The 25483-nt window shown below is 71.6% G+C and carries 22 protein-coding genes; 6 read left to right on the top strand and 16 right to left on the bottom strand.

Going from position 1 to position 25483, the window contains the following annotated elements; genetic code table 11:
• Nucleotides 1–335 precede the first annotated feature (335 nt).
• From HNR73_RS21270 to HNR73_RS21295, 6 genes are all read right to left on the bottom strand, one after another.
• A complete protein-coding gene (locus tag HNR73_RS21270; protein WP_184789321.1) occupies nt 336–1196 on the bottom strand; it encodes a gamma-glutamyl-gamma-aminobutyrate hydrolase family protein in 861 nt (286 codons plus the stop codon).
• Complete coding sequence (locus HNR73_RS21275; protein ID WP_184789322.1) at nt 1193–1957, bottom strand: 3-oxoacyl-ACP reductase; 765 nt, start codon at nt 1955–1957, stop codon at nt 1193–1195. Before HNR73_RS21275 ends, HNR73_RS21270 begins: the two co-directional genes overlap by 4 nt.
• 22 nt (nt 1958–1979) lie before the next feature.
• Complete coding sequence (locus tag HNR73_RS21280; protein ID WP_184789323.1) at nt 1980–3329, bottom strand: aldehyde dehydrogenase family protein; 1350 nt, start codon at nt 3327–3329, stop codon at nt 1980–1982.
• Nucleotides 3330–3334: 5 nt separating this feature from the next.
• On the bottom strand, nt 3335–4684 hold the full coding sequence (locus HNR73_RS21285; protein ID WP_184789534.1) for a glutamine synthetase family protein: 1350 nt from the start codon (nt 4682–4684) through the stop codon (nt 3335–3337).
• 68 nt (nt 4685–4752) lie between these two features.
• Nucleotides 4753–7311, bottom strand: a complete 2559-nt coding sequence (locus HNR73_RS21290; protein ID WP_184789324.1) for an ATP-dependent Clp protease ATP-binding subunit — start codon at nt 7309–7311, stop codon at nt 4753–4755.
• A 192-nt stretch (nt 7312–7503) separates the two neighbouring features.
• A complete protein-coding gene (locus HNR73_RS21295) occupies nt 7504–8682 on the bottom strand; it encodes a cytochrome P450 (protein WP_184789325.1) in 1179 nt (392 codons plus the stop codon).
• A 159-nt stretch (nt 8683–8841) separates the two neighbouring features.
• Here HNR73_RS21295 and HNR73_RS21300 point away from each other — a divergent pair, with 159 nt between their 5' ends.
• Nucleotides 8842–11904 (top strand): AfsR/SARP family transcriptional regulator, encoded by a 3063-nt coding sequence (locus HNR73_RS21300; RefSeq protein WP_184789326.1) that lies wholly within the window; start codon nt 8842–8844, stop codon nt 11902–11904.
• 544 nt (nt 11905–12448) lie between these two features.
• On the opposite strand, the gene HNR73_RS21305 is transcribed toward HNR73_RS21300, so the two are convergent.
• The 3 genes from HNR73_RS21305 to HNR73_RS21315 form a co-directional block, all read right to left on the bottom strand.
• Nucleotides 12449–13207 carry a hypothetical protein gene (locus HNR73_RS21305; protein WP_184789327.1) on the bottom strand — a complete coding sequence of 253 codons (759 nt, stop codon included), beginning with the start codon at nt 13205–13207 and terminating at the stop codon, nt 12449–12451.
• A 98-nt stretch (nt 13208–13305) separates the two neighbouring features.
• Entirely contained in the window at nt 13306–13566 is a 261-nt protein-coding gene (locus HNR73_RS21310) for a hypothetical protein (RefSeq protein WP_373316596.1), read from the bottom strand.
• Between the two features lie 41 nt (nt 13567–13607).
• The gene (locus tag HNR73_RS21315) at nt 13608–14114 is read right to left on the bottom strand and encodes a hypothetical protein (protein WP_184789329.1); all 507 of its coding nucleotides are present in this window, start codon (nt 14112–14114) and stop codon (nt 13608–13610) included.
• Nucleotides 14115–14299: 185 nt separating this feature from the next.
• Here HNR73_RS21315 and glnII point away from each other — a divergent pair, with 185 nt between their 5' ends.
• Nucleotides 14300–15313, top strand: a complete 1014-nt coding sequence (glnII, locus tag HNR73_RS21320; protein ID WP_184789330.1) for a glutamine synthetase — start codon at nt 14300–14302, stop codon at nt 15311–15313.
• Between the two features lie 147 nt (nt 15314–15460).
• On the opposite strand, the gene HNR73_RS21325 is transcribed toward glnII, so the two are convergent.
• From HNR73_RS21325 to HNR73_RS21340, 4 genes are all read right to left on the bottom strand, one after another.
• The gene (locus tag HNR73_RS21325; protein WP_184789331.1) at nt 15461–16141 is read right to left on the bottom strand and encodes a uracil-DNA glycosylase; all 681 of its coding nucleotides are present in this window, start codon (nt 16139–16141) and stop codon (nt 15461–15463) included.
• Nucleotides 16142–16312: 171 nt separating this feature from the next.
• Nucleotides 16313–17539, bottom strand: coding sequence for a threonine ammonia-lyase (gene ilvA / locus HNR73_RS21330; RefSeq protein WP_203686022.1), 1227 nt, complete (start codon nt 17537–17539; stop codon nt 16313–16315).
• Between the two features lie 122 nt (nt 17540–17661).
• Nucleotides 17662–18162, bottom strand: coding sequence for a transcription elongation factor GreA (greA, locus tag HNR73_RS21335; protein WP_184789333.1), 501 nt, complete (start codon nt 18160–18162; stop codon nt 17662–17664).
• Nucleotides 18163–18278: 116 nt separating this feature from the next.
• Nucleotides 18279–18704 carry a DUF4307 domain-containing protein gene (locus HNR73_RS21340; RefSeq protein WP_184789334.1) on the bottom strand — a complete coding sequence of 142 codons (426 nt, stop codon included), beginning with the start codon at nt 18702–18704 and terminating at the stop codon, nt 18279–18281.
• A gap of 213 nt (nt 18705–18917) precedes the next feature.
• Between HNR73_RS21340 and mca the strand changes: the two genes are divergently transcribed.
• Nucleotides 18918–19769 carry a mycothiol conjugate amidase Mca gene (mca, locus tag HNR73_RS21345; protein ID WP_184789535.1) on the top strand — a complete coding sequence of 284 codons (852 nt, stop codon included), beginning with the start codon at nt 18918–18920 and terminating at the stop codon, nt 19767–19769.
• A gap of 84 nt (nt 19770–19853) precedes the next feature.
• On the opposite strand, the gene HNR73_RS21350 is transcribed toward mca, so the two are convergent.
• Nucleotides 19854–20462 (bottom strand): DUF6461 domain-containing protein, encoded by a 609-nt coding sequence (locus HNR73_RS21350; RefSeq protein ID WP_184789335.1) that lies wholly within the window; start codon nt 20460–20462, stop codon nt 19854–19856.
• Between the two features lie 56 nt (nt 20463–20518).
• Between HNR73_RS21350 and HNR73_RS21355 the strand changes: the two genes are divergently transcribed.
• A complete protein-coding gene (locus tag HNR73_RS21355; RefSeq protein WP_184789336.1) occupies nt 20519–21016 on the top strand; it encodes a DUF2269 family protein in 498 nt (165 codons plus the stop codon).
• Here the strand turns inward: HNR73_RS21355 and HNR73_RS21360 are convergent.
• On the bottom strand, nt 21013–22089 hold the full coding sequence (locus HNR73_RS21360) for a PrsW family glutamic-type intramembrane protease (protein WP_203686024.1): 1077 nt from the start codon (nt 22087–22089) through the stop codon (nt 21013–21015). The two genes, HNR73_RS21355 and HNR73_RS21360, sit on opposite strands and share 4 nt — an antisense overlap.
• A 58-nt stretch (nt 22090–22147) precedes the next feature.
• Complete coding sequence (gene msrA, locus HNR73_RS21365) at nt 22148–22801, bottom strand: peptide-methionine (S)-S-oxide reductase MsrA (protein ID WP_184789337.1); 654 nt, start codon at nt 22799–22801, stop codon at nt 22148–22150.
• A gap of 112 nt (nt 22802–22913) precedes the next feature.
• On the opposite strand from msrA, the gene HNR73_RS21370 reads away from it, so the two are divergent.
• Both HNR73_RS21370 and HNR73_RS21375 read left to right on the top strand, forming a co-directional pair.
• Nucleotides 22914–24056, top strand: coding sequence for a cystathionine gamma-synthase (locus tag HNR73_RS21370; protein ID WP_184789338.1), 1143 nt, complete (start codon nt 22914–22916; stop codon nt 24054–24056).
• A gap of 11 nt (nt 24057–24067) precedes the next feature.
• Nucleotides 24068–25429 (top strand): amidase, encoded by a 1362-nt coding sequence (locus HNR73_RS21375; protein WP_184789339.1) that lies wholly within the window; start codon nt 24068–24070, stop codon nt 25427–25429.
• Nucleotides 25430–25483: the final 54 nt, after the last annotated feature.

Below are 25483 nucleotides of genomic sequence, written 5' to 3' on the forward strand. Positions count from 1 at the left end.
GCGGAAGGGATGGGTCAGCCGCGTCGAGCAGTCGGTGATCTTCGCCGAGGCGAGCCGGTGCGCGTCGCCGATGCCTTGGGCGGCCTCGATCTCGGTGAGCCTCGCCCGCAGGATCGGGAGGTCGCGTTCGGGGGTGAAGGCCGCCCAGTCGGCGGCCTCCAGGATCGCGTGGAGCTCATCGGCGTCGGCACCGGCGATCGCGGTGAGGTCGGCGAACTCACCGCGCACCGGCTGATCCCCGCGGCCCCTGATGAGACGCAGCAGCGCCGACTCGTTGAGGATCGGCACGCCGATCACGTTGCCGTACGTCATCCCCGACGTGCGGGCCGCGAAGATCAGGTCGACGTTCTGCGAGGGCGTTTTCTGCACCCTGCCGCCGAGGGCCTCGATTCCCTCGGTCGCCTCGTCCCTGGTGATTCTGTGGAACTTTCCGCTGAATGCGATCTTCTTGCCCGCGATGTCCATGGGCGCCGATGGTAGGGGGTGGCTCCGACAGCGCGTAAAACCCCTGCGGCGTCGACGAATGCGGCGAACAGCCCGGTGTCGGCGTCCACCTCCGGATGCCACTGCACGGCCAGCGCGAAGGGGTGCCCGGCCAGTTCCACGGCCTCGACACAGCCGTCGGCGGTCCGCGCCGACACCGACAGGCCTTCGCCGAGGCGGTCGAGGGCCTGGTGGTGGTAGTGGGCCGGTTCCAGCGATGCGGCCCCGGTGACCTTCGCCAGCGCGCTGCCCGCGTCGACCTCGACCGGGATCCGCCCGTACTGGCCGGGTGCGGGCGCGTGCCCGGTGTGACCGACGACGTCGGGCAGGTGCTGGTGCAGGCTCCCGCCGAGGTGGACGTTGAGGACCTGCATTCCCCGGCAGATGCCCAGGAAGGGCAGACCGCGATCGAGGGCGGCGCCGACGAGCGCGAGTTCGGCCTCGTCGCGGAAGTCGCGGACATAGCCGGTCTCGGGGTGGGCGGGTTCGCCGTAGCGGGCCGGATCGACGTCGCCGCCGCCGGCGACGATCAGGCCGTCGAGGACGTTCACGAGGGACGCCGGCGCGCCGGTGGGCGGCAGGATCACGGGCTGCCCGCCGGCCGCCGTCACACGGTCCACATAGGACTGCGGAAGGAGGCTGGCGGGCACGTCCCAGGCGGTGAAGCGGGCGCGCTCCACATAGCAGGTGACGCCGATGACGGGACGGGTCACAGCGGCGTCACGTAGGCCCCGGAGATGCCGCCGTCGACGAGGAACTCGGCGGCGGTGACGAAGGCGGCGTCGTCGCTGGCGAGGAAGGCCACGGCCGCGGCGATCTCCTCGGCCTCGGCGAAGCGGCCCATGGGGATGTGCACGAGGCGCCGGGCGGCGCGCTCGGGGTCGCTGGCGAACAGTTCCCGCAGCAACGGCGTGTTCACCGGACCGGGGCACAGCGCGTTGACGCGGATGCCCTCGCGGGCGAACTGCACGCCGAGTTCGCGGCTCATCGCCAGCACGCCGCCTTTCGAGGCGGTGTAGGAGATCTGAGACGTCGCCGCGCCCATCTTCGCCACGAAGGAGGCGGTGTTGATGATCGAGCCCTTGCCCTGCTTCCGCATGTACGGGATCACGGCCTTGCAGCACAGGTACACCGACGTCAGGTTCACCTCCTGGACCTTGCGCCAGGCGTCGAGGCCGGTGGTGAGGATCGAGTCGTCGTCGGGCGGGGAGATCCCGGCGTTGTTGAAGGCGATGTCGACCCGCCCGAAGGTCTCCGCGGTGGTCTGGAAGACCCGCGCGACGTCGGCCTCGCTGGTGACGTCGGCGGCGATGAACAGGCCGTCGACCTCCTTGGCGGCCTCGGTCCCGGCGGTCTCGTCGATGTCGACGAGCACGACCTTGGCGCCCTCGTCGCGGAAGCGCCGCGCGGTGGCCAGGCCGATTCCGCTGGCCGCGCCGGTGATCACCGCGACGCGGTCGGACAGTCGCTGCATGTGCTGCTCCTCGCTCACAAGGCTAGTCATTGGCGATGAAGACGTTCTTGACGTCGGTGAACGCGTCGAGCGCGTCGGGCCCGAGCTCGCGGCCGAGGCCCGACTGCTTGACCCCGCCGAAGGGGGTCCAGTAGCGCACCGAGGAGTTCGAGTTGACGCTGAGGTTGCCGCCCTCGACCGCGCGCGCCATGCGCAGTGCGCGGCCGGTGTCGCCGGTCCAGATCGAGCCGGACAGGCCGTAGGGCGTGGCGTTGGCCAGGGAGATCGCCTCAAGCTCGTCGTAGAAGGGCGCGATGGCCACGACCGGCCCGAAGACCTCGTCGGTCCACAGTGGATCGTCCTCGGCGACGTCGAAGTACGCCGACGCGGGCATCCAGAAGCCTTCGCCTTCGGGGCATTCACCGACGACGTCGGGTTCCCGCTTGAGGTAGCCGCGGACGCGCTCGCGATGCTCGGCGCTGATCAGCGGCCCCATCTCGGTGGTGTCGAGCGCCGGGTCGCCGACCTTGACCGTGCGCAGCGCCTCGGTGAAGAGCTCGCGGAACTCGTCGTAAACGTCGCGCTGCACCAGGATCCGGGAGCGTGCGCAGCAGTCCTGGCCCGCGTTGTCGAACACCGCGTAGGGCGCCGACGCGGCCGCCTTGCGGATGTCGGCGTCGCCGAAGACGATGTTGGCGCTGTTCCCGCCGAGTTCGAGCGTCACGCGCTTGACCGACCCGGCGGCGGCGCGGGCCACCTCGCGGCCGACCTCGACCGAGCCGGTGAACACGATCTTGCGGACGTCGGGATGCCCGGCCAGGCGCGCACCGGCGACCTCACCTTCACCGGGCACGACCTGGAGGACGTCCTCGGGGATCCCGGCTTCGAGGGCGAGTCCGGCCAACCGCAGCGCCGTCAGCGGGGTCTGCTCGGCGGGCTTGACGATGACGGTGTTCCCGGCGGCCAGCGCGGGGGCGGCGCCCCACATCATGATGGCCATCGGGAAGTTCCACGGCACGATGATCCCGACGACGCCGAGGCTCTCGTGGAACGTGATGTTGACCCCGCCGGCGACCGGGATCTGCTGCCCCACATGGCGTTCGGGCGCGCCCGCGTAGTAGGCGAGGACGTCGGCGACGTTCCCGGCCTCCCACCGCGCCGAGGAGACGGGGTGGCCGGCGTTGAGCGTCTCCAGCCCGGCCAGTTCCTCTTTGTGCTCTTCGACCACGGCCGCGAAGCGGCGCAGCATCCGGGCCCGATCCCCGGGGGAGACCTTGCTCCACCCCTGGTAGGCCACGCGCGACTTCCAGACCGCGTCGTCCACCGCGTCGGCGTCGGCACCGGGCAGCTCGGTGATGAGCTTCCCGGTGGCCGGGTTGACGATCCTCTGCATCCGCCTCACATCCGTTCGAAGCCGCGGTGGAGTTCCCAGTCGGTGACGGCGGCGTCGAAGGCCGCCAGCTCGACCCGGGCGTTGTTGGCGTAATGATCCACCACGCCGTCACCGAAGGACTCACGAGCCACCGCCGAGGTCTCCCACAGGCCGAGCGCGTCGCGCAGGTTCGCCGGGACGCGCTCGCCGTCGGCGTCATAGGCGTTGCCCGCGAAGGGATCGGGCAGGTCGAGTTCGTTGTCGACGCCGTGCAGTCCGGCGGCGATGATCGCGGCGACGGCCAGGTAGGGGTTGACGTCGCCGCCGGGGACACGGTTCTCGAAACGCAGCGAGGGCCCGTGCCCGACGAGCCGCAGCGCGCAGGTCCGGTTGTCGACGCCCCAGCGCACCGCCGTCGGCGCGAAACTGCCCGGCGCGAAACGCTTGTAGGAGTTGACGTTCGGCGCGTACCAGAGCGTCATCTCGCGCAGCAGGGCCAGCTGCCCGGCGATGAAGCGCCGCCCGAACTCCGACAGGCCCTGGGCGCCGTCGCCGGACATGACCGGCCCGTCGGCGTCGCGCAGCGAGAAGTGCACGTGGCAGGAGTTGCCTTCGCGCGCGTTCGGCTTGGCCATGAAGGTCAGCGCCTTGCCCCGCTGGGCCGCGATCTCCTTGGCGCCGTTCTTGTAGATCACGTGGTTGTCGCAGGTCGCGAGGGCCTCGGTGTAACGGAAGGCGATCTCGTGCTGCCCGAGATTGCACTCGCCTTTCGCCGACTCGACGTACAGCCCGGCACCGGCCATGTGGTTGCGGATCGCCCGCAGCAGCGGTTCGACGCGCGCGGTCCCCAGCAGCGAATAGTCCACATTGTACTGGTTGGCGGGACGCAGGTTCCGGTAGGACTTGTCGAAGGCGTCCTCGTAGGTCTCGTCGTAGAGCACGAACTCCAGCTCGGTGCCGACGTAGGCCGACAGGCCGCGCTCGGCGAGACGGTCGAGCTGGCGCCGCAGGATCTGCCGCGGCGACTCGGCGACCGGAGCCTCGTCGGGCCACGACAGGTCGGCCATGACCAGGACCGTCCCCTCCTGCCACGGCACCCGGCGCAGGGTCGCGAGGTCGGGGGTGAGCACGAAGTCGCCGTACCCGGTCTCCCAGGAGGAGATGGGATAGCCGTCGACGGTGTTCATGTCCACGTCGACGGCCAGCAGGTAGGCGCAGGCCTCGGCGGCGTGCGCGACCACCTCGTCGAGGAAGTAGCGGGCCGCCAGCCGTTTGCCCTGGAGCCTCCCCTGCATGTCGGTCAGGGCGAGCAGGACGGTGTCGACGCGGCCGGCGTCGACGTCGATGCGGAGCTGGTCGACGGTGAGCTGTGGCATGCGCGGCTCCCTCGGGTCGGTCACGACGGACAGTATGTCGGAATGCCCGACCCGTGGGGAGACGCCTCTCAGCTCAGCGCGGCCTCCTCGTTGGCGCGCTCCTCGGCGGTCTCGGCGTCGATGGCCTCGCTCTGGGCGGCCCTCTCGACGCTCAGGTTCAGCTCACCGTCCACAACGGACACCCGGACGGTGTCGCCGGCCTCGGCCCGGCCCGACAGCAGCAGCTGCGACAGGCGGCTCTCCAGTTCGCGCTGGATGGTCCGGCGCAGCGGCCGGGCCCCGAACTCGGGCTGGTGGCCCTTGTTCGCCAGCCAGTCGACGGCGTTGTCGTCGAGTTCGAGATCGATGTCCTGCGCGCGCAGGCGGCGCCTGGTCCCGTCGACGAACAGCAGCGTGATCTGGCGCAGTTGGGCGCGGTCGAGGCCGCTGAAGACGATGATCTCGTCGATGCGGTTGAGGAACTCCGGCCGGAAACGCTGCCCGAGGGCGTCCATCAGCTCGTCGCGCAGGGAGTCGACGGACTGCCCGGCGGCCCGCGCGTCGAGAATGCGCTGGGCCCCGACGTTGCTGGTCATGATGACGATGGTGTTGCTGAAGTCGACCGTGCGGCCCTGGTTGTCCGTGAGGCGCCCGTCGTCGAGGAGCTGGAGGAGAGTGTTGAACACGTCCGGGTGCGCCTTCTCGACCTCGTCGAACAACAGCACCGAATAGGGTCTGCGCCGGACCGCCTCGGTCAGCTGCCCGGCCTCGTCGTAGCCGACGTAGCCGGGAGGCGCGCCGATGAGGCGGCTGACGGTGTGCTTCTCCTGGAACTCGCTCATGTCGAAGCGGACCATCGCGCCCTCCTCCCCGAAGAGCGCCTCGGCCAGCGCGCGGGCCAGTTCGGTCTTGCCCACGCCCGTCGGCCCGAGGAACATGAAGGACCCGTCCGGCCGCTTCGGGTCGCCGAGACCCGCCCGCGCCCGCCGGACCGCCTCGGCGACGGCCACGACGGCCTCGTCCTGGCCGACGACCCGGTCGTGCAGGTGGCTCTCCAGCTCCAGCAGGCGCTGCTTCTCGGCCTGGTTGAGCTGCGAGACCGGGACGCCCGTGCGGCGGGCGACGACCTCGGCGATGTCCTCGACGCCGACCTCCGGCACCGGCCCGCCGGCCTTGCGCTCGCGGTCGAGGTCGCTCTGGGCGGCGGCGATGTCCTCCTTGAGGGCGCTGGCCCGCTCGTACTCCTCGCCCGCGACCGCCGAGTCCTTCTCCCGCCGCAGCTCGGCGAGCCTGGCTTCGAGGACGCGCGTGTCGGGCGCCTTCGTCCGCGAGCGCAGCCGGACGCGCGCGCCGGCCTGGTCGATGAGGTCGATGGCCTTGTCGGGCAGGAAGCGGTTGGTGATGTAGCGGGCCGACAGCTCCGCGGCGGCGGTCAGCGCCTCGTCGGTGAAGCGGACCTGGTGGTGGGCCTCGTAGCGGTCGCGGAGGCCCTGGAGGATCACGACGGTGTCGTCGACGCTCGGTTCGGGGACCATGATCGGCTGGAAGCGGCGTTCGAGCGCCGGGTCCTTCTCGATGTACTTGCGGTACTCGTCGAGCGTGGTCGCGCCGACGACGTGCAGTTCGCCGCGCGCCAGCGCCGGTTTGAGCATGTTCCCGGCGTCCATCGCGCCCTCGCCGCCGGCACCGGCGCCCACGACGGTGTGCAGCTCGTCGAGGAACAGCACCAGGCCGCCCTCGGCCGCCTTGACCTCGTCGATGACCTTCTTCAGGCGCTCCTCGAACTCGCCGCGGTACTTCGAGCCGGCGACCATGCCCGCCAGGTCGAGGATGATCACGCGCTTGCCGCTGAGGGTGTCGGGCACGTCGTCGTTGACGATGCGCTGCGCGATGCCCTCGACGATGGCGGTCTTGCCGACGCCGGGCTCACCGATCAGGACCGGGTTGTTCTTGGTGCGGCGGGAGAGGACCTCGACGGTGTCGGCGATCTCCTCCTCGCGCCCGACGACCGGGTCGAGCCCGCCCGCGCGGGCCTCCTCGGTGAGGTCGCGACCGTACTGGTCGAGGGTCGGGGTGTCGGTCTCGCGCTTCGGCGCGGCGGCGGTGCCCTCCTCCTCGGTGACCATCGCGCGCAGGGCCGCGCCGGCGGGCGTCTCCGGGTTCGAGGCGAGGCCGAGCAGGACGTGTTCGGGGCCGATGTAGCTCGCGCCGGCGGCCCGCGACTGCGCGTGCGCATCGAGCAGGGCCTTCTTCGCGGCGGGCGTCAGCGCGGGCGTGCCGGAGGCGCGGTCGCCGTGTTCGGCGGCGGACTCCATCGCCGCGGCCATCGCGTCGGGGTCGGCACCGGACTGGTCGAGCATCGTGCGCGTCGGCTCCTCCTGCGTGGCGGCCCACAGCAGGTGCGCGGTGTCGACGTCGGGACTGCCCCACTCCCCGGCCTGCTCGACCGCGCGCGTCAGCAGGCGGCGGGCCTGACGCGACAGGAGCCGGCCCAGGTCGACGCGCTGGACGCCGGTCGGGGCGCCGCCACGGGGGCCGGAGGCGGAGCCCGGGCCGGGCCCGGGACCGCCGAGGCCGCCCGGGCGGTCGCCGGCGCCGCCGAAGAAGCGGTTGAAGATGTCGTCGAAGGCGCCGAATGGGTCGGTCATGCGTGTCGCCTCGCTTCTGGCTGGTCGGCGGTGTCGTCGCTGACCAGTCTCGCCAGAAGCGAGGACGATTTCAGGGCTTTCGAAATGTCACAGGGTGCCCGTATCGTGAATTTCGGGGCCCCCCAGGGGGCGACAGGCGAAGCGCGCGTTCCACTCGACCGCGCGCACCTTCACGCTGCCCGCGCGCGGCCCTCACCACTCGACCCGCAGCTCCTCCACGCCGTACACGATCGACAGCTCACGGAACCGCAGGTCCTCGAACGGCACCGCCAGCCGCATCCCCGGGAAGCGCCGCAGCAACGCCGGGTAGGCGATCCGCAGCTCCATCCGCGCCAGCTCGGCGCCCACGCAGCGGTGGATCCCGTACCCGAAGGCCATGTGCGACGAGGCCACGGCCCGCCCGGACGCCACGACCTCCAACTCGGTCCCCAGGAACTCGTCCCGGTTCGCCGACGACAGGCTGCACAGCAGCATGTCGCCCTTCGACACGTCCTGCCCGCCCACGGTCAGGTCCTCGCGCGCGAAACGCGGGAACGCCACCTGCACGACCGTCATGTACCGCAGCAGCTCCTCGACCATCGCGCCGATCTGCGCGTCGGTCCCGGTCATCGCGGCACGGTCGGCCGGGTTGGCCAGCAGGTGCAGGCTGCCCAGCGCCAGCATGCTCGTGCTCGTGTCGTGCCCGCCGGTGAGCACACCGTCGGCGATGCCCGCCAGCTCACGGTCGTCGATGTCGGGATGGTCGCGCAACAGCGCGCCGAGGAGACCGTCGCCGGGATCGCGCCGCTCACGCGCGACGAGATCCTCCAGATAGTCCAGCGAAGCGCTGATCGCCCCGATCGAACCCAGGATGTCCCCGGAGATGTCGAACCGGTCCTCGGCCTGGTGCAGGAACTCCACCCGGTCGGCGTACTTCACCCCGAGCAGCTCGCACACCACCAGCGCCGGGATCGGCAACGCGAAGGTCTCGACCAGGTCGGCGCCCGGCCCGCGCCGCTCGATCTCGTCGAGGCACTCGGCGACGATCGCCTCGATGCGCGGCACCAGCCGCTTCAGGCGGCGCATGGTGAACTCGGGCGTCAGGAGCTTGCGCAGGCGCGTGTGGTCGGGCGGATCGGCGAACCCGAGGCCCCCCGGATTCATCTCCACCGAGATGCCCATCTCGGCCAGCTCGGTGAGGTTGGAGAAGTCGTTACTGAAGCGCTCGGCGTCCCCGAGCACGGCCCGCACGTCCTCGTACCGGGTCACCAGCCACGTCGTCGGCCCGACGGGCAGTTCGAGGCGGGTGATCGGCCGTTTCGCGCGGAGCTCGCCGATGGCGGCCACCGGGTCGAAGCCGTCTCTCAAGAAGGGAAGTGTCGCTTCGGTCATCTGGCGGATCCTTAGCTCAGTGGGGCTCCCCCGGTAGTCGCTGCCGCGCGGGCCGTGGTTCCCCGTCCGGCGCCCGCGGTGATTCAGCGCACACAAGGTACCTGCATCGAACGTACGCCGCGTTGCCACCGGGCCGGGACTACTGGTTGCATTAGCCCCGTGACCCACGAGCCCGCTCCGCTCATCGCACTGCTCGGCCCGGTCCGCATCGCGACCGGCGGCGGCACCAGCGCCGGCCCGCCCCGGCAGGCGTGCGTCCTGGCCGCTTTAGCGCTGCACGCGGGCCGCCCGGTCACCATGGACACCCTCACCGACCGCGCCTGGGGCGACGAACCCGCCAGCCGCTCGGCCCTGTACACGATCATCGCCCGACTGCGGCGGCTCCTCGAACCCCTCGGCGTCGGCCTCACCCAGCGCGGCGGCGCCTACGTCCTCGAAGTCGACGAGGACCGCGTCGACCTCCACCTCATGCGCGACCTCGCCGCCCGCGCCCGCGACGACGCGCCCTCCACCCCCGGCCTGCTCCGCCGGGCCCTCGACCTGTGGCGCGGCGAACCGCTGACCGGCGTGCGCGGCGACTGGGCCGAACGCGTCCGCGTCGGCCTCGCCGCCGAACGACTCGCCCTCTACGGCCGCCTCTACGAGGCCGAACTGGCCGCCGGGCGGCACGCCGCCGTCGTCGGCGAACTCGCCGAACTGGCCGCGCGTTTCCCCTACGACGAACCCGTCACCGCGCACTACCTCCTGGCGCTGCACCGCACGGGCCGCACCGCCGAGGCCCTGGCGTCCTACCGCGGCACCCGCGACCTGCTGCGCTCCGAACTCGGCGTCCAGCCCGGCCGCGACCTCGACGAACTGCACCGCCGCATCCTCCGCGACGACCCGGCCCTGCGCGCGGGCGCGCGCCCGGCGACACGCCCGCGGAACCGTCCACTGCCCCGGCAGCTGCCGGTCGACCTGAGCACCTTCACCGGCCGCACCGAGGCGCTCGCCGAACTCGACGCCGTCCTCGACGCCGACGGTGTGCCGCGCGCCGGGCTCGTCGCGGTGACCGGGTCGGGCGGGATCGGCAAGACCGCGCTGGCCGTGCACTGGGCGCACCGGTCCGCCCGGCACTTCCCCGACGGGCAGCTCTACGTCGACCTGCGCGGCTTCGCGCAGCAGGCACCGGCCGAGCCGGGATCGGTCCTGGCGGCGTTCCTGCGCGGCCTGGGCGTCGCCGCCGACGAGATCCCGGCCGAGACGGGTGAGAAGGCGGCGCTGTACCGGTCGCTGACGGCCGGGCGGCGCCTGCTGATCCTGCTCGACAACGCCCACGACCCGGCGCAGGTGCGGCCGCTGCTGCCCGGTTCGGGGTCGAGCCTGGTGCTGGTCACCAGCCGCGTCGACCCGCGCGGGCTCGTGGTCAGCCACGACGTGCGCGTCCTCGCCCTCGACGTGCTGTCCGCCGAGGAGGCCGGTGGACTGTTCCACCGCCTCGTCGGTCCCGGGCGGGCGGTGCCGGGCGAGGTCGCCGTCGGTGAGATCACCGACCTGTGCGGGCGCCTCCCACTCGCCCTGCGCCTGGCCGCGAGCCAGCTCGTCTTCGCGCCCGGACTGACGCCCGCGGGGCTCCTCGCGCGCTGGGGCCGTCACGACCGGATCACCGCGCTGTCGGTGCCCGGCGACGACGGCGTGGCACTGCGCACGACCTTCGACCTGTCCTATGACGCGCTCCCCGAGCCCGCGCGACGGCTGTTCCGGCTGTTCGGCGCCCACCCCGCCGCGCACCCCGAGATCCGCTCGCTGGCCGCGATGGCCGGGCTCGACACCGCCACGACCACGACGCTGATCGACGAACTGGTCGCCGGGCACCTCGTGCAGCGCGTTGACGAGGACCGCGTCGGCTCGCACGACCTGCTCCGCGAGTACGCCGCCGACCGCGCCCGGACCGAGGACGCCGACACGCTCCCCGGCGCCCACCTGCGCATGTACGACTGGTACCTGGCCGCGAGCTTCGCCGCCCGGCAGAGCGTCACGGGCATCAGACCCTGGTACGAGATCGGGCCCGTCGAGGTCGAGACGCCCGACCTCGACGACATCGCCGACGCCCTCGCCTGGCTCGACACCAGGCACGAGACGCTGACCGCCGTCGCCGCACACGCCGAGGCCGGGGGCCGGCCCGAACGCGCGACCCATCAGGCGAGCGCGCTGTGGCGGTACTTCCACACCCGCTGGAATCTCGGCGACTGGATCGAGACCAGCCTGATCGGCCTGCGTGCCGCCGAACGGCTCCCCGACCGCTATCAGGAGGCCAACACGCTGCTCGAACTCGGGCACGGCTACGAGTTGCTGGGACGCGTCGACGAGGCCGTGGACGTGTACACCCGCGCCTTCGACATCGCGCGTGCGGGGAACTTCGACGGCGTCCGGGGTGACGCCCTCGGCAGCCTCGCGGGTATCAGCTTCGGCAACGACGACTTCGACACCGCACTCGGCCACCTCACCGCCGCGCTGGAGATCTACGAGCGGCTCGGCGAGCCCTACGGCATCGCGATCCACGTCGGGAAGATCGCCGACATCGCGTTCCTCCGGGGGCGCCTCGGCGAGGCGCGCGCCGGATACACCCGCGCGTTCGCGCTGCACGCCGAGGCCGGCCGCCGCCGCGAGCGCGGCAGCACCCTCCTCGACCTGGGCAAGATCGACCTCGCCGAAGGGGACCTCGACAGCGCCGCCCGGCGGATCACCGAGGCCCGCGCCGAACTCGACGCGACCGGCGAGCGGGCCGGGGAGATCGTCGCGCGGTGCCACCTCGCGGTCATCGACGCCCGCCGGGGGCGGCACGCCGAGGCGCTGCGGGTGTTCCGGGAGACGCTCAGCGACGCCGACGAGTTGTCCTATGACGCCTTGCGGTTGCAGATCCTGAACCACTCCGCGCCCAGTCAGCTGGCCGTCGAGGGTCCCGCCTCCGCCTTGGAGTTCGCCCTGGAGGCGCTGGCGCTGGCGGAGAAACTGCACGACACGGGCATGGTCGCCAAGGCGCACGAGCACGTCGCCGACGCCAGGGCGGCGGGCGGGGACGACGCGGGCGCGGCCGGGGCACGACGGGTCGCGGCGGAGCTGCGGGCGGAGATCGGGGCGGAGGTCGGGGCGGAGGCGGAGGCCGAGGCCGAGGCGGAGGTCGGGGCGGAGGCCGGGGCGGAGGTCGAGGCGGAGGTCGGGGCGGAGCCGGGCGAAGACTGAGGAGAGGTTCGGGGACCTCGCGGCGAAGCTCGGCAGGCGGCGGACGACCCCGGGACCGGCAGCGGCAGCGGCAGCGGCGGCGGCGGCGGAGAACACCCCGGCGCCGAACCCCGCCGGATCCCTGCGGAGCCGGGCAAGGCCTGAGGAGAGCTTCGCAGACCTCGCGGCGAAGCTCGGCAGGCAGCGGACGCCCCCGGGACCGGCGGCCGCAGCGGCAGCGGCAGCGGCGGCGGCGGCAGCGGCGGCGGAGAACACCCCGGCGCCGAACCCCGCCGGATCCCTGCGGAGCCGGGCAAGGCCTGAGGGGAGCTTCGCAGACCTCGCGGCGAAGCACGGCAGGCGACGGACGACCCCGGGACCAGCAGCGGCAGCGGCAGCGGCAGCGAACACCCCGGCGCCGACCCCCGCCGGATATCTACGAAGCCGGGGCTCAGCGTCAAGGCGAGCGAACTCCACGGGGACGACCCTCGCGGCGAGGCCGCCGGGTGTGCGTCCCGGCGGCCTCACCCGGTCGCCCGGTCCCCCGTCTGAACCGGGCACCCCCTCAACCCTTGGCGGCGGCGAGCACGGCCGCCGCCGTCGTGGGAAGCAGTGACTTGACCTTCTCGTATCCGACGTCGTCGTTGATCGAGTAGAAGGCCACGGTGACCACGATGTTCCCGTCGCGGACGGCGAGGATCGCGTCGGTCTTGCCCGGGCCCCAGGTGTCGTCGACGCCGACGACGCCCTCCTCCCAGTCGCCGGCCGCGGGCTCCTGCGTGCGGTTGTGGATGAGGCCCTGGGCGAAGTCCCAGTTCTCGGCGGTCTTGTCGGCACCGGCGAGCATGGCGCCGACGCGCAGTTCACCGCCGTCGCCGAAGTCCATGTCGCAGCCGAGGTTGGCGGAGGTCCCGTAGTCGGCGCCGCGGTCCTCGTAGCCGCTCGCCAGGGCCCCGAGTGCCTGGTAGCCGGAGAAGTCGAGTTCGCCGCACACGTCGTCGACGAAGACGTAACTGCCGGGCGTGCCCGGGTCGGCGGGTTCCTCGCCCGTCCCGTCGGCCGGCTGTTCCTTCGTCGGCTGACCGGAGGAGCCGGTGCCGGGCGCGCCGCCGGTGTCGTCGCCGTCGAAGGCGCCCGTCGCGACGAGCAGGATCGATACGCCGAGGAGGAGGATCACCGCGACGACGGCGCCGCCCAGAATCCACGGTGTGCGGCTCGGCGCGGGCGGCGGTGGAGCCGGCGGGCCGGTCACCGGCTGCGCGTACGGATCCATGTCCCAGGCGGTCCGGGGTGGACCGGCCTGCGGTGTGTACGGGTCTGACATGACGCCCCCTGGTCTGGCGGTCGAACGTGAACACCAGGGTGGCGGGGACGCCTTGCAGAAAGCTTGCGCGCGTTTCGGGCGCGCTCGAACAGGAGAGGTCAGGCGCCGGGTTCGGCGCCGTCCTCCCGCTCGGGACGGTGATCGCCGTCGGTCTTCTCAGGAGCGTCGGCCTCGGTGCGCATGGCCGGGACCTGCTGGTTCGGGAAGGACTCCGGGAGGCGCTTGAGCCGCTTGTTCATGTTGCGGATCAGGAAGATCGTCGCGGCCACCAGGAGCAGGATGATGACCAGGCCCGTGGGGCCGGCGAGGGCGTTGGGGCGGGTGTCGCCGAAGTTGTTGTCGGCCAGCAGCTCGATCACGCCTCCACGGTACGGCATGCGCCGCCGGGGCCCGGCGGTCGTCAGGCCGGGGGTGACGGGGGCGGCCCGACGAGACCGAGGTCCTCCGCGGTCGGCGGCGGCCGGAAGATCATCGGCCACTCCTCCTCGTTCTGGATGGCCTCGACGACCTGCTCGTCGGTGACGCCCGGTTCGGCGCAGAAGACAGCCGTGCCGCCGTCGGCCTCGGCGTAGAGCTCGGCGTCGACGACGGCCTCGACGGACAGGACGAGGACCGCGTCGGGATCGACCGGGGAGCGGCGGGGAAACTCGGCGAGATCGAGTTTGAGCTGCTTGACGAGGGTGTCGTAGACGTAGACCTCGGCGGTGAGCCGGTCGCCGACGAGCCGACGCTCGATCCAGGCGTCGGTGCGGACGATGTGCAGGGCACCGTCGCCCTCGTAGCCCCAGTCGCCGAGGCGGCCCACGGCCTCCTGCGGACGGTCGTGGTCGGGATCGACGACGAGGATCACGTCGACACCACCGGGATCGCTCGGGTTCACCCCGGGCCACACGAACAAACGCGCCACGTTCACCACCTCCACGATTCGACGTCGAGGGTACGGGGACGGAGGCGTGGATGGCGAGTGCCGCGCGCGTCGAAGGCGGCGCGACCCGCGTCGTGTTACACGTCGTTCATAAACGAGCAACAGCCCGGAAAAGCCCCGTTGAAAGGCTGCCCGCACAGTCCACTAGCGCGCGAGGATCGCCAATCATGAGCTACAAGGCCGAATACATCTGGATCGACGGGACCGAACCGACCGCGAAGCTTCGCTCGAAGACGAAGATCCTGCCCGACGGTGCCGCGCTGCCCATCTGGGGTTTCGACGGGTCGAGCACCAACCAGGCCGCCGGTTCGGCTTCGGACTGTGTGCTCAAGCCCGTGTTCAGCTGCCCCGACCCGATCCGCGGCGGTGACGACGTCCTCGTCCTCTGCGAGGTCCTGCTCACCGACATGACGCCCCACCCGTCGAACAGGCGCGCGCAGCTGGCGCCCGTCGCCGAGCGCTTCGCCGAGCAGGAGCCCATCTTCGGCATCGAGCAGGAGTACACCTTCTTCGCCGGCAGCAGGCCTCTCGGATTCCCCGAAGGCGGCTTCCCCGCGCCCCAGGGCGGCTACTACTGCGGTGTCGGCGCCGACGAGATCTTCGGCCGCGACATCGTCGAGAAGCACCTCGACAACTGCCTCAAGGCCGGACTCGGCCTGTCCGGCATCAACGCCGAGGTCATGCCCGGCCAGTGGGAGTTCCAGGTCGGACCGCTGTCGCCCCTTGAGGTCTCCGACCACCTGTGGGTCGCGCGCTGGCTGCTGTACCGCACCGCCGAGGAGTTCGGCGTCTCCGCGACGCTCGACCCCAAGCCCGTCAAGGGCGACTGGAACGGCGCCGGTGCCCACACGAACTTCTCCACCAAGGCGATGCGCGAAAGCTACGAGCCCATCATCACCGCGTGCGAGTCGCTCGGCGAGAAGGTCCTCGAACACGTCAAGAACTACGGCTTCGGCGTCGAGAGCCGCCTCACCGGCCTCCACGAGACCGCGCCCTGGGACCAGTACAGCTACGGCGTCTCCGACCGTGGCGCGTCCGTGCGGATCCCGTGGCAGGTCGAGGTCGACAAGAAGGGGTACATCGAGGACCGCCGGCCCAACGCCAACTGCGACCCGTACGTGGTGACGCGCCTGATCGTCGACACGTGCTGCACGGCGCTGGAGAAGGCCGAGCAGGGCTGAGCCGCGAGCGAACGCACGGCCGTCCGACCGGCTTGGGAACAGGCGGACGGCCGTGTCCCCTCCGCGCGTGTTCGCTCCACGCGTGCGAAGAGCCCGCCCCGTCCCGAGGGGGCGGGCTCTTCGGGCAGTCCACGGCGACGCGTGTGCCTAGGGCAGTTCCCAGTTGATCGGCTCGGCGCCCTGCGCCACCAGGTGCGCATTCGCCTTGCTGAACGGCTTCGAACCGAAGAATCCCGTCCGCGCCGACATCGGGCTCGGGTGCACCGACTCCACGCACGGAACACTCCCGAGCAGCGGCTTGAGGCTGCGGGCGTTGCTGCCCCACAGGATCGCCACCAGCGGACCGCCACGCTCGGCAAGCGCCTGAATGGCGCGTTCGGTGATCGGCTCCCAGCCCTTCCCCTTGTGCCCGTTGGGGTTGCGGGGGACGGTGGTCAGGGCCCTGTTGAGCAGCAGCACACCCTGCTCGGTCCACGGCGTGAGGTCGCCGTTGGACGGTTTGGGCGCGTCCATGTCGTCCATCAGCTCGGTGTAGATGTTGCGCAGGCTGCCCGGGATGGGCTTGACGTCGGGCGCCACGGAGAAGCTCAGGCCGACGGCGTGCCCGGGCGTCGGGTACGGGTCCTGTCCGACGATGAGGACGCGGACGTCGTCGAAGGGCTGCTTGAAGGCGCGAAGGACGTTCTCGCCGGCGGGGAGGTAGGAACGGCCGGCGGCGATCTCCGCGCGCAGGAAGTCGCCCATCGACGCGATGTTGGACGCGACGGGCTCCAGGGCCTTCGCCCAGCCCTCGTCCACGAGTTCCTCAAGGGGGCGTGCTGTCGTCATGGGATTCACGGCGGGCCTGGGAAGACTGGCGCGCGCCGCTTCTCTCCTTTCACGGAGTGCTGGTCAAAGCGTGGGCCGTGCTCGGTGCCATTGATATACAGCAGGGCACCGACGTTTCCGCCCTCGCGCGTCTGATGTGCACTGTAAGCGTTCCCTTGTGGATCACCGCGTTCAGGCGTGCGGCCGCAGGAACGTCAGTTCGTACCCGGCCTCCTCCAGCGCGGCGATGAGCCGCGTGGAGTGGTCGTCGCCTCTGGTCTCCACCGACAGCTCCACGGCGACCTCGCCGAGCTGCAGTCGCGGGTCGTGGCGCTGGTGCATGACGTCGAGGACGTTGCCGCCGTACTGGGCGATGAGCCCGAGGATCGCCGCGAGCACACCCGGCCGGTCACCGCAGCGCACGGTGAAGCGCAGGAAGCGCCCGGCGGCGGTGAGGCCGTGCTCAATGACGCGCAGCATGAGCAGTGGGTCGATGTTGCCGCCCGACAGGACCGCGCACACGGGTCCCTCGAAACGCTCGGGGTCGCCAAGGAGCGTCGCGACACCGACCGCGCCGGCCGGTTCGACGACGAGTTTGCTGCGTTCGAGGAGCATCAGCAGGGCGTGCGAGATGTCCTCGTCGGAGACGGTGAGGACCTCGTCGACGAGTTCGCTGACGTGGGCGAAGGTGACCTCGCCGGGTGTGGAGACCTTGATGCCGTCGGCGATGGTGTGGATGTGGGGAAGGCGCACGAGTTCCCCGGCCCGCAGCGAGGGCGGGAAGGCCGCCGCGCCTTCGGCCTGGACCCCGATGACCTTGATGTCGGGCCGCAGGGCCTTGACGACCACGGCGATGCCGGAGATCAGTCCGCCGCCGCCGACTCCGGCGATGATCGTCTTGACCTCGGGTAGCTGTTCGAGGATCTCCAGTGCGACCGTGCCCTGCCCGGCGATGACGTCGGGGTGGTCGAAGGGGTGGATGAAGACCGCGCCGGTGGTGTCGGCGAACTCGCGGGCCGCCTCCAGGGCGTCGTCCACAGTGGACCCGACGAGTTCCACGGCGGCGCCGTAGCCTTTCGTGGCGGCGACCTTCGGGATGGGCGCGCCGGTCGGCATGAACACCGTCGACTTCGCGCCGAGCAGCCCGGCGGCCAGGGCGACGCCCTGGGCGTGGTTCCCGGCGCTGGCGGCGACGACTCCGCGCGCGCGTTCGGCGTCGGAGAGGCGGGCGATGCGGACGTAGGCGCCGCGGACCTTGTAGGCCCCCGCGCGCTGGACGTTCTCCAGCTTGTAGAAGATCCGCGCCCCCGGGCCGGGCGGGAAGCCGCGCGAGGGCTCCATCGGTGTGGTGCGGACCACGCCGGACAGGAGTTCACGCGCGGCACGCACGTCGTCGAGCGTGACCAGGGGTGCTGCCATGGGGACGATCATGCCGTACGTTCCGGTCGAGAGACGGGCGCCCTGCGGCTTTCGGCCGTGTCCCCCGCCGGCTCCGCCCGGTCGAAGAAGAGCGGTTCCCACCGCTCTTCCCCCTCCACGGTTCAGCCCGCGTACTGGGCGATCTCGACGACGGAGACCTTGATCTCGGCGCCCGACGGGGCCTGGTAGGACACCGCGTCGCCCTTCTTGCGGCCGAGGATCGCCGTCCCCAGCGCCGACTCGGGGCTGTAGACGGTCAGTTCGGTGGTCGGCGCGATCTCGCGCGACCCGAGCAGGAAGGTCTCGGTGTCCTCGGGGTCGTCGTCGAAGGCGATGGTGACGACGTTGCCGACACTCACCGCGTCGATCGACGGGGGCTCGCCCACGTGCGCGGTACGGAGGAACTCCTGGAGGTAGCGGATGCGCCCCTCCATCTTCCCCTGCTCTTCCTTGGCCGCGTGGTAACCGCCGTTCTCCTTCAGGTCCCCTTCTTCGCGACGGGCGTTGATCTCGGCCGCGATGACCGGACGGGCGGCGATCATCTCATTCAGCTCGGCGGTGAGCCGATCGTGGGCTTCCTGCGACAACCAGGTGCCGCCGGGCTCATTGCTACTGATGGACACGACCTGTTCCTCCGGAATGGGTTTTGGGTAAATGACCAAGTTACCAGCGTGGGGCCATGGCGGCCGACCACAAAACGGCCCGGTTTCGCGCCCGTCGGCCGATGCTCGCGTACGCGCTAAGGCTGTACGGGGTAGCAGCGCTGGACCTCGACGACGACCGCCCGCGCGCTCGTGGCCAGCGAGTACGTCACGGTGACGCCGTCACCGCCCGGCTCGCCGGGTGGGATCGCGACCTCGGCGCGGCCGACCTCGGCGCCGTCGCGGGATCTGGCCCGCACCTGGCACAGTGCGGGCGTGCCGCCCGGCTTGGTGACCTGGAAGGTGATGTCGGCGGTGGCGTCGGTCAGCTCGTAGCCGACCGTGCTGGCGGTGTAGGCCGGGTCACCGTACTGCTGGTACAGCTTCACGGCGACGGCCACGCCACCGGCGACCACGAGGGCCGCGGCGATCACGACCAGGGGCCGTGAGACCTTGCGCCCGTCGCGCCGACGGCCGTAGCGCCCAGGCGGGAAACGCACCGGTGTGGTGCGGGTCTCGCTCATGTGGCGCTCCTCGGGCTGGGTGGTGTCGTACGCGTCGGGAAGAATCGATTATGCCTGCCGCCGGACGCACGGGCACACTCCGGTCGAGTGGCGCCGAGCCGGCCCGCGGCATAAGACCGCCGGACGAGCCGTTGGGACTCATCGGTGAACATCCGCGAAAAAAGCAAGCATGAGGAGAACCTGGTGTCTGACGCACCCGAGCAACTGCGCCTGATGGCCGTGCACGCGCACCCCGACGACGAGTCGAGCAAGGGCGCGGCGAGCATGGCCAGGTACGTCAAGGAGGGCGTCGACGTCCTTGTGGTGTCCTGCACCGGTGGTGAGCGGGGCAGCGTGCTCAACCCGAAGATGGACCGGCCCGAGGTGTGGAAGAACATCACCGAGATCCGGGCCAAGGAGATGGAGACCGCTCGCGAGATCCTCGGCGTGAAGCAGCAGTGGCTGGGCTTCGTCGACTCCGGGCTCCCCGAGGGCTGGCTCCCCGACTCCGACATCGCCCTGCCGGAGGACTGCTTCTACCTTGTGCCCGACGAGGTCGCCGCGGCGCCGCTGGTGAAGTTCATCCGCGAGTTCAAGCCGCACGTGATCACCACTTACGACGAGGACGGCGGCTACCCGCACCCCGACCACATCAAGACCCACCTGGTCACGATGGAGGCCTGGAAGGCGGCCGGCGACCCCGAGCGCTACCAGGAGTTCGGCGAGGCGTGGCAGCCGTCGAAGCTCTACTACCACATGAGCTTCGGCCGCCAGCGCGTCACGGCGCTGCACGAGGCCATGGTCGCCGCCGGGCTGGACTCGCCGTACGCCGAGTGGCTGACCGACCGCGACTGGACCCGCGACAAGGGCCCGCGCATCACCACCAGCGTCGAGTGCGCCGAGTACTTCCCGCTGCGCGACGACGCCCTGCGGGCGCACGCCACGCAGGTCGACCCCGACGGTTTCTGGTTCTCGGTGCCGATGGAGATCCAGCAGAAGGCGTGGCCGACGGAGGACTTCGAGCTGGTCGAGTCGACCATCGAGACGACCAAGCCGGAGGACGACCTGTTCGCCGGGTTGCGTTAGCGCGTTCCGCGCCGGGGAGGAGACAGCCCCGCGCGGTGCCGGTTTCCAGGGAGCGGGGTCCTGCGGGGCCCCGCTCCCTGGTGTCTAGCGGTCGGGGGCGACGCCGGTGTGGAAGACGGCCGAGACGATCATCTCCGGCGTGACGCGCACGCCGGTGAGACGCTCGGCCAGTGCCCAGGCGGCCTCGGTGTGGGCCTCGTAGCCGCCGTCCTCGGCGAGGTCGAAACCGGCCGCGGCCATCTCACCGGTCAGCGCCTCGGCGTCGGGGCCTTCACGGTGGTGCGCGAACAGCGGCTCGAAGTGCAGGCGGTGCTCGCCGTCGTCCCACAGGTTGAAGTGGTCGACGGCGTTGACGTTGCGGAAGTGCGACACGACCCGGCCGCCACCGGCCGACAGGGGCATCATGACCTCCTCGAAGGTGCCGAGGTAGCCGTTGACCTCCACCAGGACCGTCCAGTCGCCGACGGCGGTCGCGGCCACGTGGACGCGGTCGCCGTGGTGGCGCTCCCAGACCTCGAAGGCCGCGTCGTGCAGCGGCTCGACGCCGACGACCGTCCCGGTGGGTTCGGCGCCGAGGGCTTCGAGGACCGCTTCGGGCGACAGCCCGCGCAGGAAGGTCAGGCAGTAGGCCTCGGTGAGCCCGGCGTCGCCTTCTTCGAGCCAGCCGTAGTCGGCGGAGGTCGCGTCACTCATGTGCCGCATGGTGGCAGACGCCCCCGACAGGGCCCGATCGGCCATAGCATTGCGGTATGTACCGTTTCGTGGTCGCCGTGCACGTGCTGGCCGCGGTCCTGCTGACCGGTCCGGCCGCCTTCGTCCCCTTCCTCGCCCTGCGCGGTCTCGCCGGCCGCGACGCCGAGCGGATCCGCGCCGTCGGAAAACGCACCCTCCAGCTGGGGCTGCTCACGCTGGTCATCGGTGCGCTCGGCACGGCCGCGGTGAGCCTGTCGGACACCTACCGCTTCGGCACGCCGTGGGTGACGATCTCGGTCACCGTCTACGTGCTCGCGCTGCTCATCGACGTGCTGGCGTTGCCGGCGATCCTGTCGCGCGCGGCCCGCCACGTCGAGGAGGCCCACACCGCCTCGCCCGAGGTGCCCGACACGCCCGACGATCCCGCCGCGGCCGCCCTGGCCGCCGCGCGCGTCGACCAGCACCGTGGGCGCCTGCTGGCCCTGGGCGGGCTGGCGGTGGGACTGTACGCGCTGGCGGCGGTGCTGATGGCCGCGAAACCGTTCGGGAACTAGAGGCGGCGGGGCGTCCAGCCTGGGCTGACGGTCCCGATCAGCTGCGGCGGGGTCGAGCGCCGCGCGGCGGCCTTGAACACGAGGTAGCTCGCGACCAGGATCGCCCAGCGCAGCACCTGGAACAGGAAGGTCAGGCCAGGGCTGCCGCAGCCCCAGGTGACCGAGCTGTCGTTGAACGAGTGGACCGCCATGACCGCCACGATCGCCGTGACCGCGCCGAGCGTCCCGCGTCGGCCGAAGAGGTGCCACAGCCGCCACGCGATGGCCACCGCGATCCCCGTCCACAGCCAGTGCAGCGGCGAGACGGTGAAGACGCGCGTGACCTGTGCCGAGACGACCCCCGCGGCCGTCGGGTCGGCGGTCTCGCCGCCACAGAAGTCGGGCCCCGAGGCCGAGGCCGTCGCGTACGCGTACTGCGTGGTCTCGGCGACGGCGAAACCGAAGCCCGCGGCCAGGCCCGCACCGATGCCCGCGCGCGGATCGCGGTAGCGGGCCAGCGCGAACAGCACCAGCGGGACCAGCAGCTTCGTGCCCTCCTCGACAAGCCCGACGGTCCCGGCCGCCAGCCGCGTGCCGCCGAGATCGATCAGCCACGAGTTCAGGTTGGCGGCGATGAGCAGGACCGCCCCGGCCGTCGCCGTACCGATCGCGATGACCTGCACCGGCGAGATCACGTCGTCGAGGGCGAGCCGGGCGGCGGTGAAGCGGTAGAAGGCCCAGGCGACACCGGACATGGCCAGGAAACTCGTCACGGCCATCACGTGGACGTCGTCGTTCGACCGGTACAGCGCACCGCCGGCGATCAAGACGAGCAGGGCGCCGAGGAGATAGAGCACCCAGCCGCCACGGAACCAGCCGCGGAAGCGCGGCCCGACGCGCGCGGCGGTGTCGCCGGGGCCGACCTCGGCGGTCCACGCGCGCGAGTCCCACATGCGCTCGCGGGCCGCGGAACGCGCCACCGGGTCGGGATACCGGCCCGCGGCGGGCACTCCGGCCCGCGGCCGGTACAGGACGTAGGCGGCGGCGAAACCGGCCACGAGGAGCACGGCGGCGAATATGTTCAGTGACAGCACGTGATCATCATGCCGCCGAAAGGCGCCCGGTCCGCGCCGAAGCGCGGAACGGGTGGCCTCAGTCGGTCCGGCCGATCCCCACCGGGCAGCTCATCCCGTTCGGGCCGATGTTGCAGTAACCGCCGGGGTTCTTGTCAAGGTACTGCTGGTGGTACTCCTCGGCGTAGTAGTACTCGCCGCGCAGCGCCGACACCTCCGTGGTGATCTCCCCGAATCCCGCCGCCGACACGACCGGCTGGAAGGCCTCCCGCGAGGCCAGCGCGGCCTTCAACTGCGCGTCGGTGGTCGCGTAGACCGCCGACCGGTACTGCGTGCCGACGTCGTTGCCCTGCCGCATGCCCTGCGTCGGGTCGTGGTTCTCCCAGAACACCTTCAGCAGCGACTCGTAGGACACCACCGCCGGCCGGAACACGACCTGCACCGCCTCGGTGTGCCCGGTGAACCCGCTGCACACCTCCTCGTACGTCGGGTTCGGCGTGAACCCGCCCGCGTAGCCGACCGAGGTGCTGTACACCCCGTCGAGCTGCCAGAAGATGCGCTCGGCGCCCCAGAAACAGCCCATGCCGACGATCGCGAGCTCGGTGTCGCCGGGCCACGGCCCGCGCATCGGCGTGCCGAGCACGGTGTGCGTCGACGGGACCGGCATCGCCTCGGCACGGCCGGGCAGGGCGCGGGAAGGGTCGGGCATGTCCGGAACACGGCGTAGGAACATGGCTCCATTCTCGCTCGCGCGCGGCTCCGCGGCACGTGATGTCAGCGACTCGTAAGGCTCAAACCGCCGGGACGATGCACGTCGGTGTCATCGGTAGGCGAGACTCTTCCTCATGACCGAAGGCTTCTCCACCCGAGCGATTCACGCCGGGCAACCGGCCGACCCCGTCACCGGCGCGGTCGTCACGCCCATCTTCGCCACGTCCACGTATCTCCAGGACGCCGTCGGCGAGATGCGCAACGGCTATGAGTACAGCCGTACGAAGAATCCGACGCGGCTCGCTCTCGAAGAGTGCGTCGCGGCCCTCGAACAGGGCACCCACGGGTTCGCGTTCGCCTCCGGACTCGCCGCCGAGGACACCCTCCTGCGCGCGATCTGCTCCCCCGGGGACCACGTGGTCATCCCCGACGACGCCTACGGCGGCACCTTCCGGCTCTTCGCCAAGGTCGCCTCCCGCTGGGGCCTCGACTACACACCCGCCCCGGTGTCCGATGTGGACGCCGTGCGTGCCGCCGTCACCAGTGACACCAAGGTGATCTGGGTCGAGACGCCCACCAACCCGCTGCTCAACATCGCCGACATCGAGGCCCTCGCCGAACTCGCGCACGAGGTCGGGGCGCTCCTCGTCGTCGACAACACCTTCGCCTCGCCCTACCTCCAGCAGCCGCTGACCCTCGGCGCCGACATCGTCGTGCACTCCACCACCAAGTACGTCGGCGGGCACTCCGACGTCGTCGGCGGCGCCCTGATCGTCCGCGACGCCAAGCTCGCCGAGACGATCGCCTTCCACCAGAACTCGATGGGCGCCATCGCCGGGCCCTTCGACTCCTGGCTCACCCTGCGCGGCATCAAGACCCTCGCCGTGCGGATGGAACGCCACTGCGACAACGCCGAACGGATCGTCGACTGGCTCTCCGGGCGCGCCGACATCACCCACGTGCTCTACCCCGGCCTCACCGAGCACCCCGGCCACAAGACCGCCGCCGCGCAGATGCGCCGCTTCGGCGGCATGGTCTCGGTGCGCCTCCGCGGCGGCGAGCAGGCGGCCCTGGATCTGTGCAACCGCACTAAACTGTTCACGCTGGGTGAGTCCCTCGGCGGCGTCGAGTCCCTCATCGAGCACCCGGGACGCATGACGCACGCCTCGGCCGTCGGCACGCCCCTCGAAGTCCCCGGCGACCTCGTGCGCCTCTCGGTGGGCATCGAAGACGCCGAGGACCTGCTCGCCGACCTGTCGCAGGCGTTCGGCGACTAGAAGGGACACTCGTGAGCTGGGCAGCGACCACCGCGCGGCAGATCGCGCGGGCGGTACGGCGCGGGGACGCCACGGCGGGTGCGGTCGTCGACCAGCACATGCGCCACGCCGCGACCGTCGTGAGTGGACGGTACGGCGATCCCTACAGCAGGCTCCGCGGGGTCGACGCGCTCGCCGAGGCGGCCACCGTCGACGACCTGCCGGACCTGGGCAGCCTCGCGCTGGCCGGGGTTCCGGTCGCCGTGTCCGAACAGCTCGCCGTCGCCGGACAGTCCACCAAGCACGGTAGTGCCGCGGCCGGTACCGCGATCGCCGACGCCGACCACGAGGCGGTGCGCCGCCTTCGTGGTGCCGGCGCGGTGATCGCGGGTACGACGAAGGTCGCCGAGCTGGGGTTGTGGTCCACTTCGGACGGACTGCGCAATCCCTGGCGCGACGACCGCGGTGTCGGCGGCGCCGAGGGCGGTGCCGTCGCGGCCGTCGCCTACGGGACCGTGCCGGTCGCCGTCGGCGTCGACGCACTGGGCGGGATCCGGGTGCCGGCCGCCGCGTCGGGCGTCATCGGTTTCAAGCCCGGGCGCGGTGTCCTCCCGGCCCTCAGCGGTGCCGGCGACTGGTTCGGGTTGGCGACGCCGGCGATCGCCGGGACGACCGTCGGCGATGTCGCCGCGGTCTTCGGCGTGCTCGCCGGGCAGAGCGTCAAGCCCGGCGGCGGCGAGTACGAGCCGACGGCACCGGGGCGGCTGCGTATCGCCGTGACGGCGTCGCCGCCGCTGGCCGGGAAGCACACCGACCGCGCCGAGTGGGAGGCGCTGCGGCAGATCATCCGGCTGCTGACCAACGGCGGGCACGACGCGCACCGCGCGGCCTTCACGCTGCCGCCGACCGCGTACGGCGCGATCTTCTCGGCGTGGACGGCGACGGCCTACCTGTCGTCGCTGCGGCTGGACAAGGGGCGGCTCGAACGCCGCACGCGCCGTCATGCCTCCATCGGCCAGCGCGTGTACCTCAACGGGCTGCTGGCGTCGATGGACGGCTGGCGGCGGCGGGCGTCGGAGTGGTTCGGGCAGGAGTCCTTCGACGTGCTCGTGACGCCCGCCCTCCCCGGCCCCGCGCCCGTGGACGAGCGGTGGTCGGTCCGCAGCTGGCGCAGCAACCTCGCGGCGTCGACGCGCATGAACACCTTCACATCGGCCTGGAACCTGACGGGACTGCCCGCGCTCGTGCTGCCGACGGGCGCACGCGGCGACGGCCTGCCGTCGGCGGTGCAGCTCGTCGGGCCGCCGGGGTCGGAGGGGACGCTGCTCGGGCTGGCGGACGAGCTGGCGGGAGGGCTGGGGTTGCGGCGGTATGCGGGGTGGGTGGTGGGTTGAGGCCCTCGCCGAAAGCCGCGGTCACCGGGCTGGGCAGCCGCATTCGCGACAGGA

The sequence above is a fragment of the Phytomonospora endophytica genome, assembly GCF_014202425.1.
In the GTDB taxonomy this organism is placed as follows: Bacteria; Actinomycetota; Actinomycetes; order Mycobacteriales; family Micromonosporaceae; genus Phytomonospora; species Phytomonospora endophytica.

Coding starts and splice junctions, on each gene's coding strand:
- glnII (WP_184789330.1), top strand. CDS start 14,300: ATGAGCTACAAGGCCGAATACATCTGGATCGACGGGACCGAACCGACC.
- HNR73_RS21290 (WP_184789324.1), bottom strand. CDS start 7,311: ATGACCGACCCATTCGGCGCCTTCGACGACATCTTCAACCGCTTCTTC.
- HNR73_RS21285 (WP_184789534.1), bottom strand. CDS start 4,684: ATGCCACAGCTCACCGTCGACCAGCTCCGCATCGACGTCGACGCCGGC.
- msrA (WP_184789337.1), bottom strand. CDS start 22,801: ATGTTCCTACGCCGTGTTCCGGACATGCCCGACCCTTCCCGCGCCCTG.
- HNR73_RS21295 (WP_184789325.1), bottom strand. CDS start 8,682: ATGACCGAAGCGACACTTCCCTTCTTGAGAGACGGCTTCGACCCGGTG.
- HNR73_RS21355 (WP_184789336.1), top strand. CDS start 20,519: ATGTACCGTTTCGTGGTCGCCGTGCACGTGCTGGCCGCGGTCCTGCTG.
- HNR73_RS21340 (WP_184789334.1), bottom strand. CDS start 18,704: ATGAGCGAGACCCGCACCACACCGGTGCGTTTCCCGCCTGGGCGCTAC.
- HNR73_RS21350 (WP_184789335.1), bottom strand. CDS start 20,462: ATGAGTGACGCGACCTCCGCCGACTACGGCTGGCTCGAAGAAGGCGAC.
- ilvA (WP_203686022.1), bottom strand. CDS start 17,539: ATGGCAGCACCCCTGGTCACGCTCGACGACGTGCGTGCCGCGCGTGAA.
- HNR73_RS21325 (WP_184789331.1), bottom strand. CDS start 16,141: ATGACGACAGCACGCCCCCTTGAGGAACTCGTGGACGAGGGCTGGGCG.
- HNR73_RS21305 (WP_184789327.1), bottom strand. CDS start 13,207: ATGTCAGACCCGTACACACCGCAGGCCGGTCCACCCCGGACCGCCTGG.
- HNR73_RS21370 (WP_184789338.1), top strand. CDS start 22,914: ATGACCGAAGGCTTCTCCACCCGAGCGATTCACGCCGGGCAACCGGCC.
- HNR73_RS21280 (WP_184789323.1), bottom strand. CDS start 3,329: ATGCAGAGGATCGTCAACCCGGCCACCGGGAAGCTCATCACCGAGCTG.
- mca (WP_184789535.1), top strand. CDS start 18,918: ATGGCCGTGCACGCGCACCCCGACGACGAGTCGAGCAAGGGCGCGGCG.
- HNR73_RS21275 (WP_184789322.1), bottom strand. CDS start 1,957: ATGCAGCGACTGTCCGACCGCGTCGCGGTGATCACCGGCGCGGCCAGC.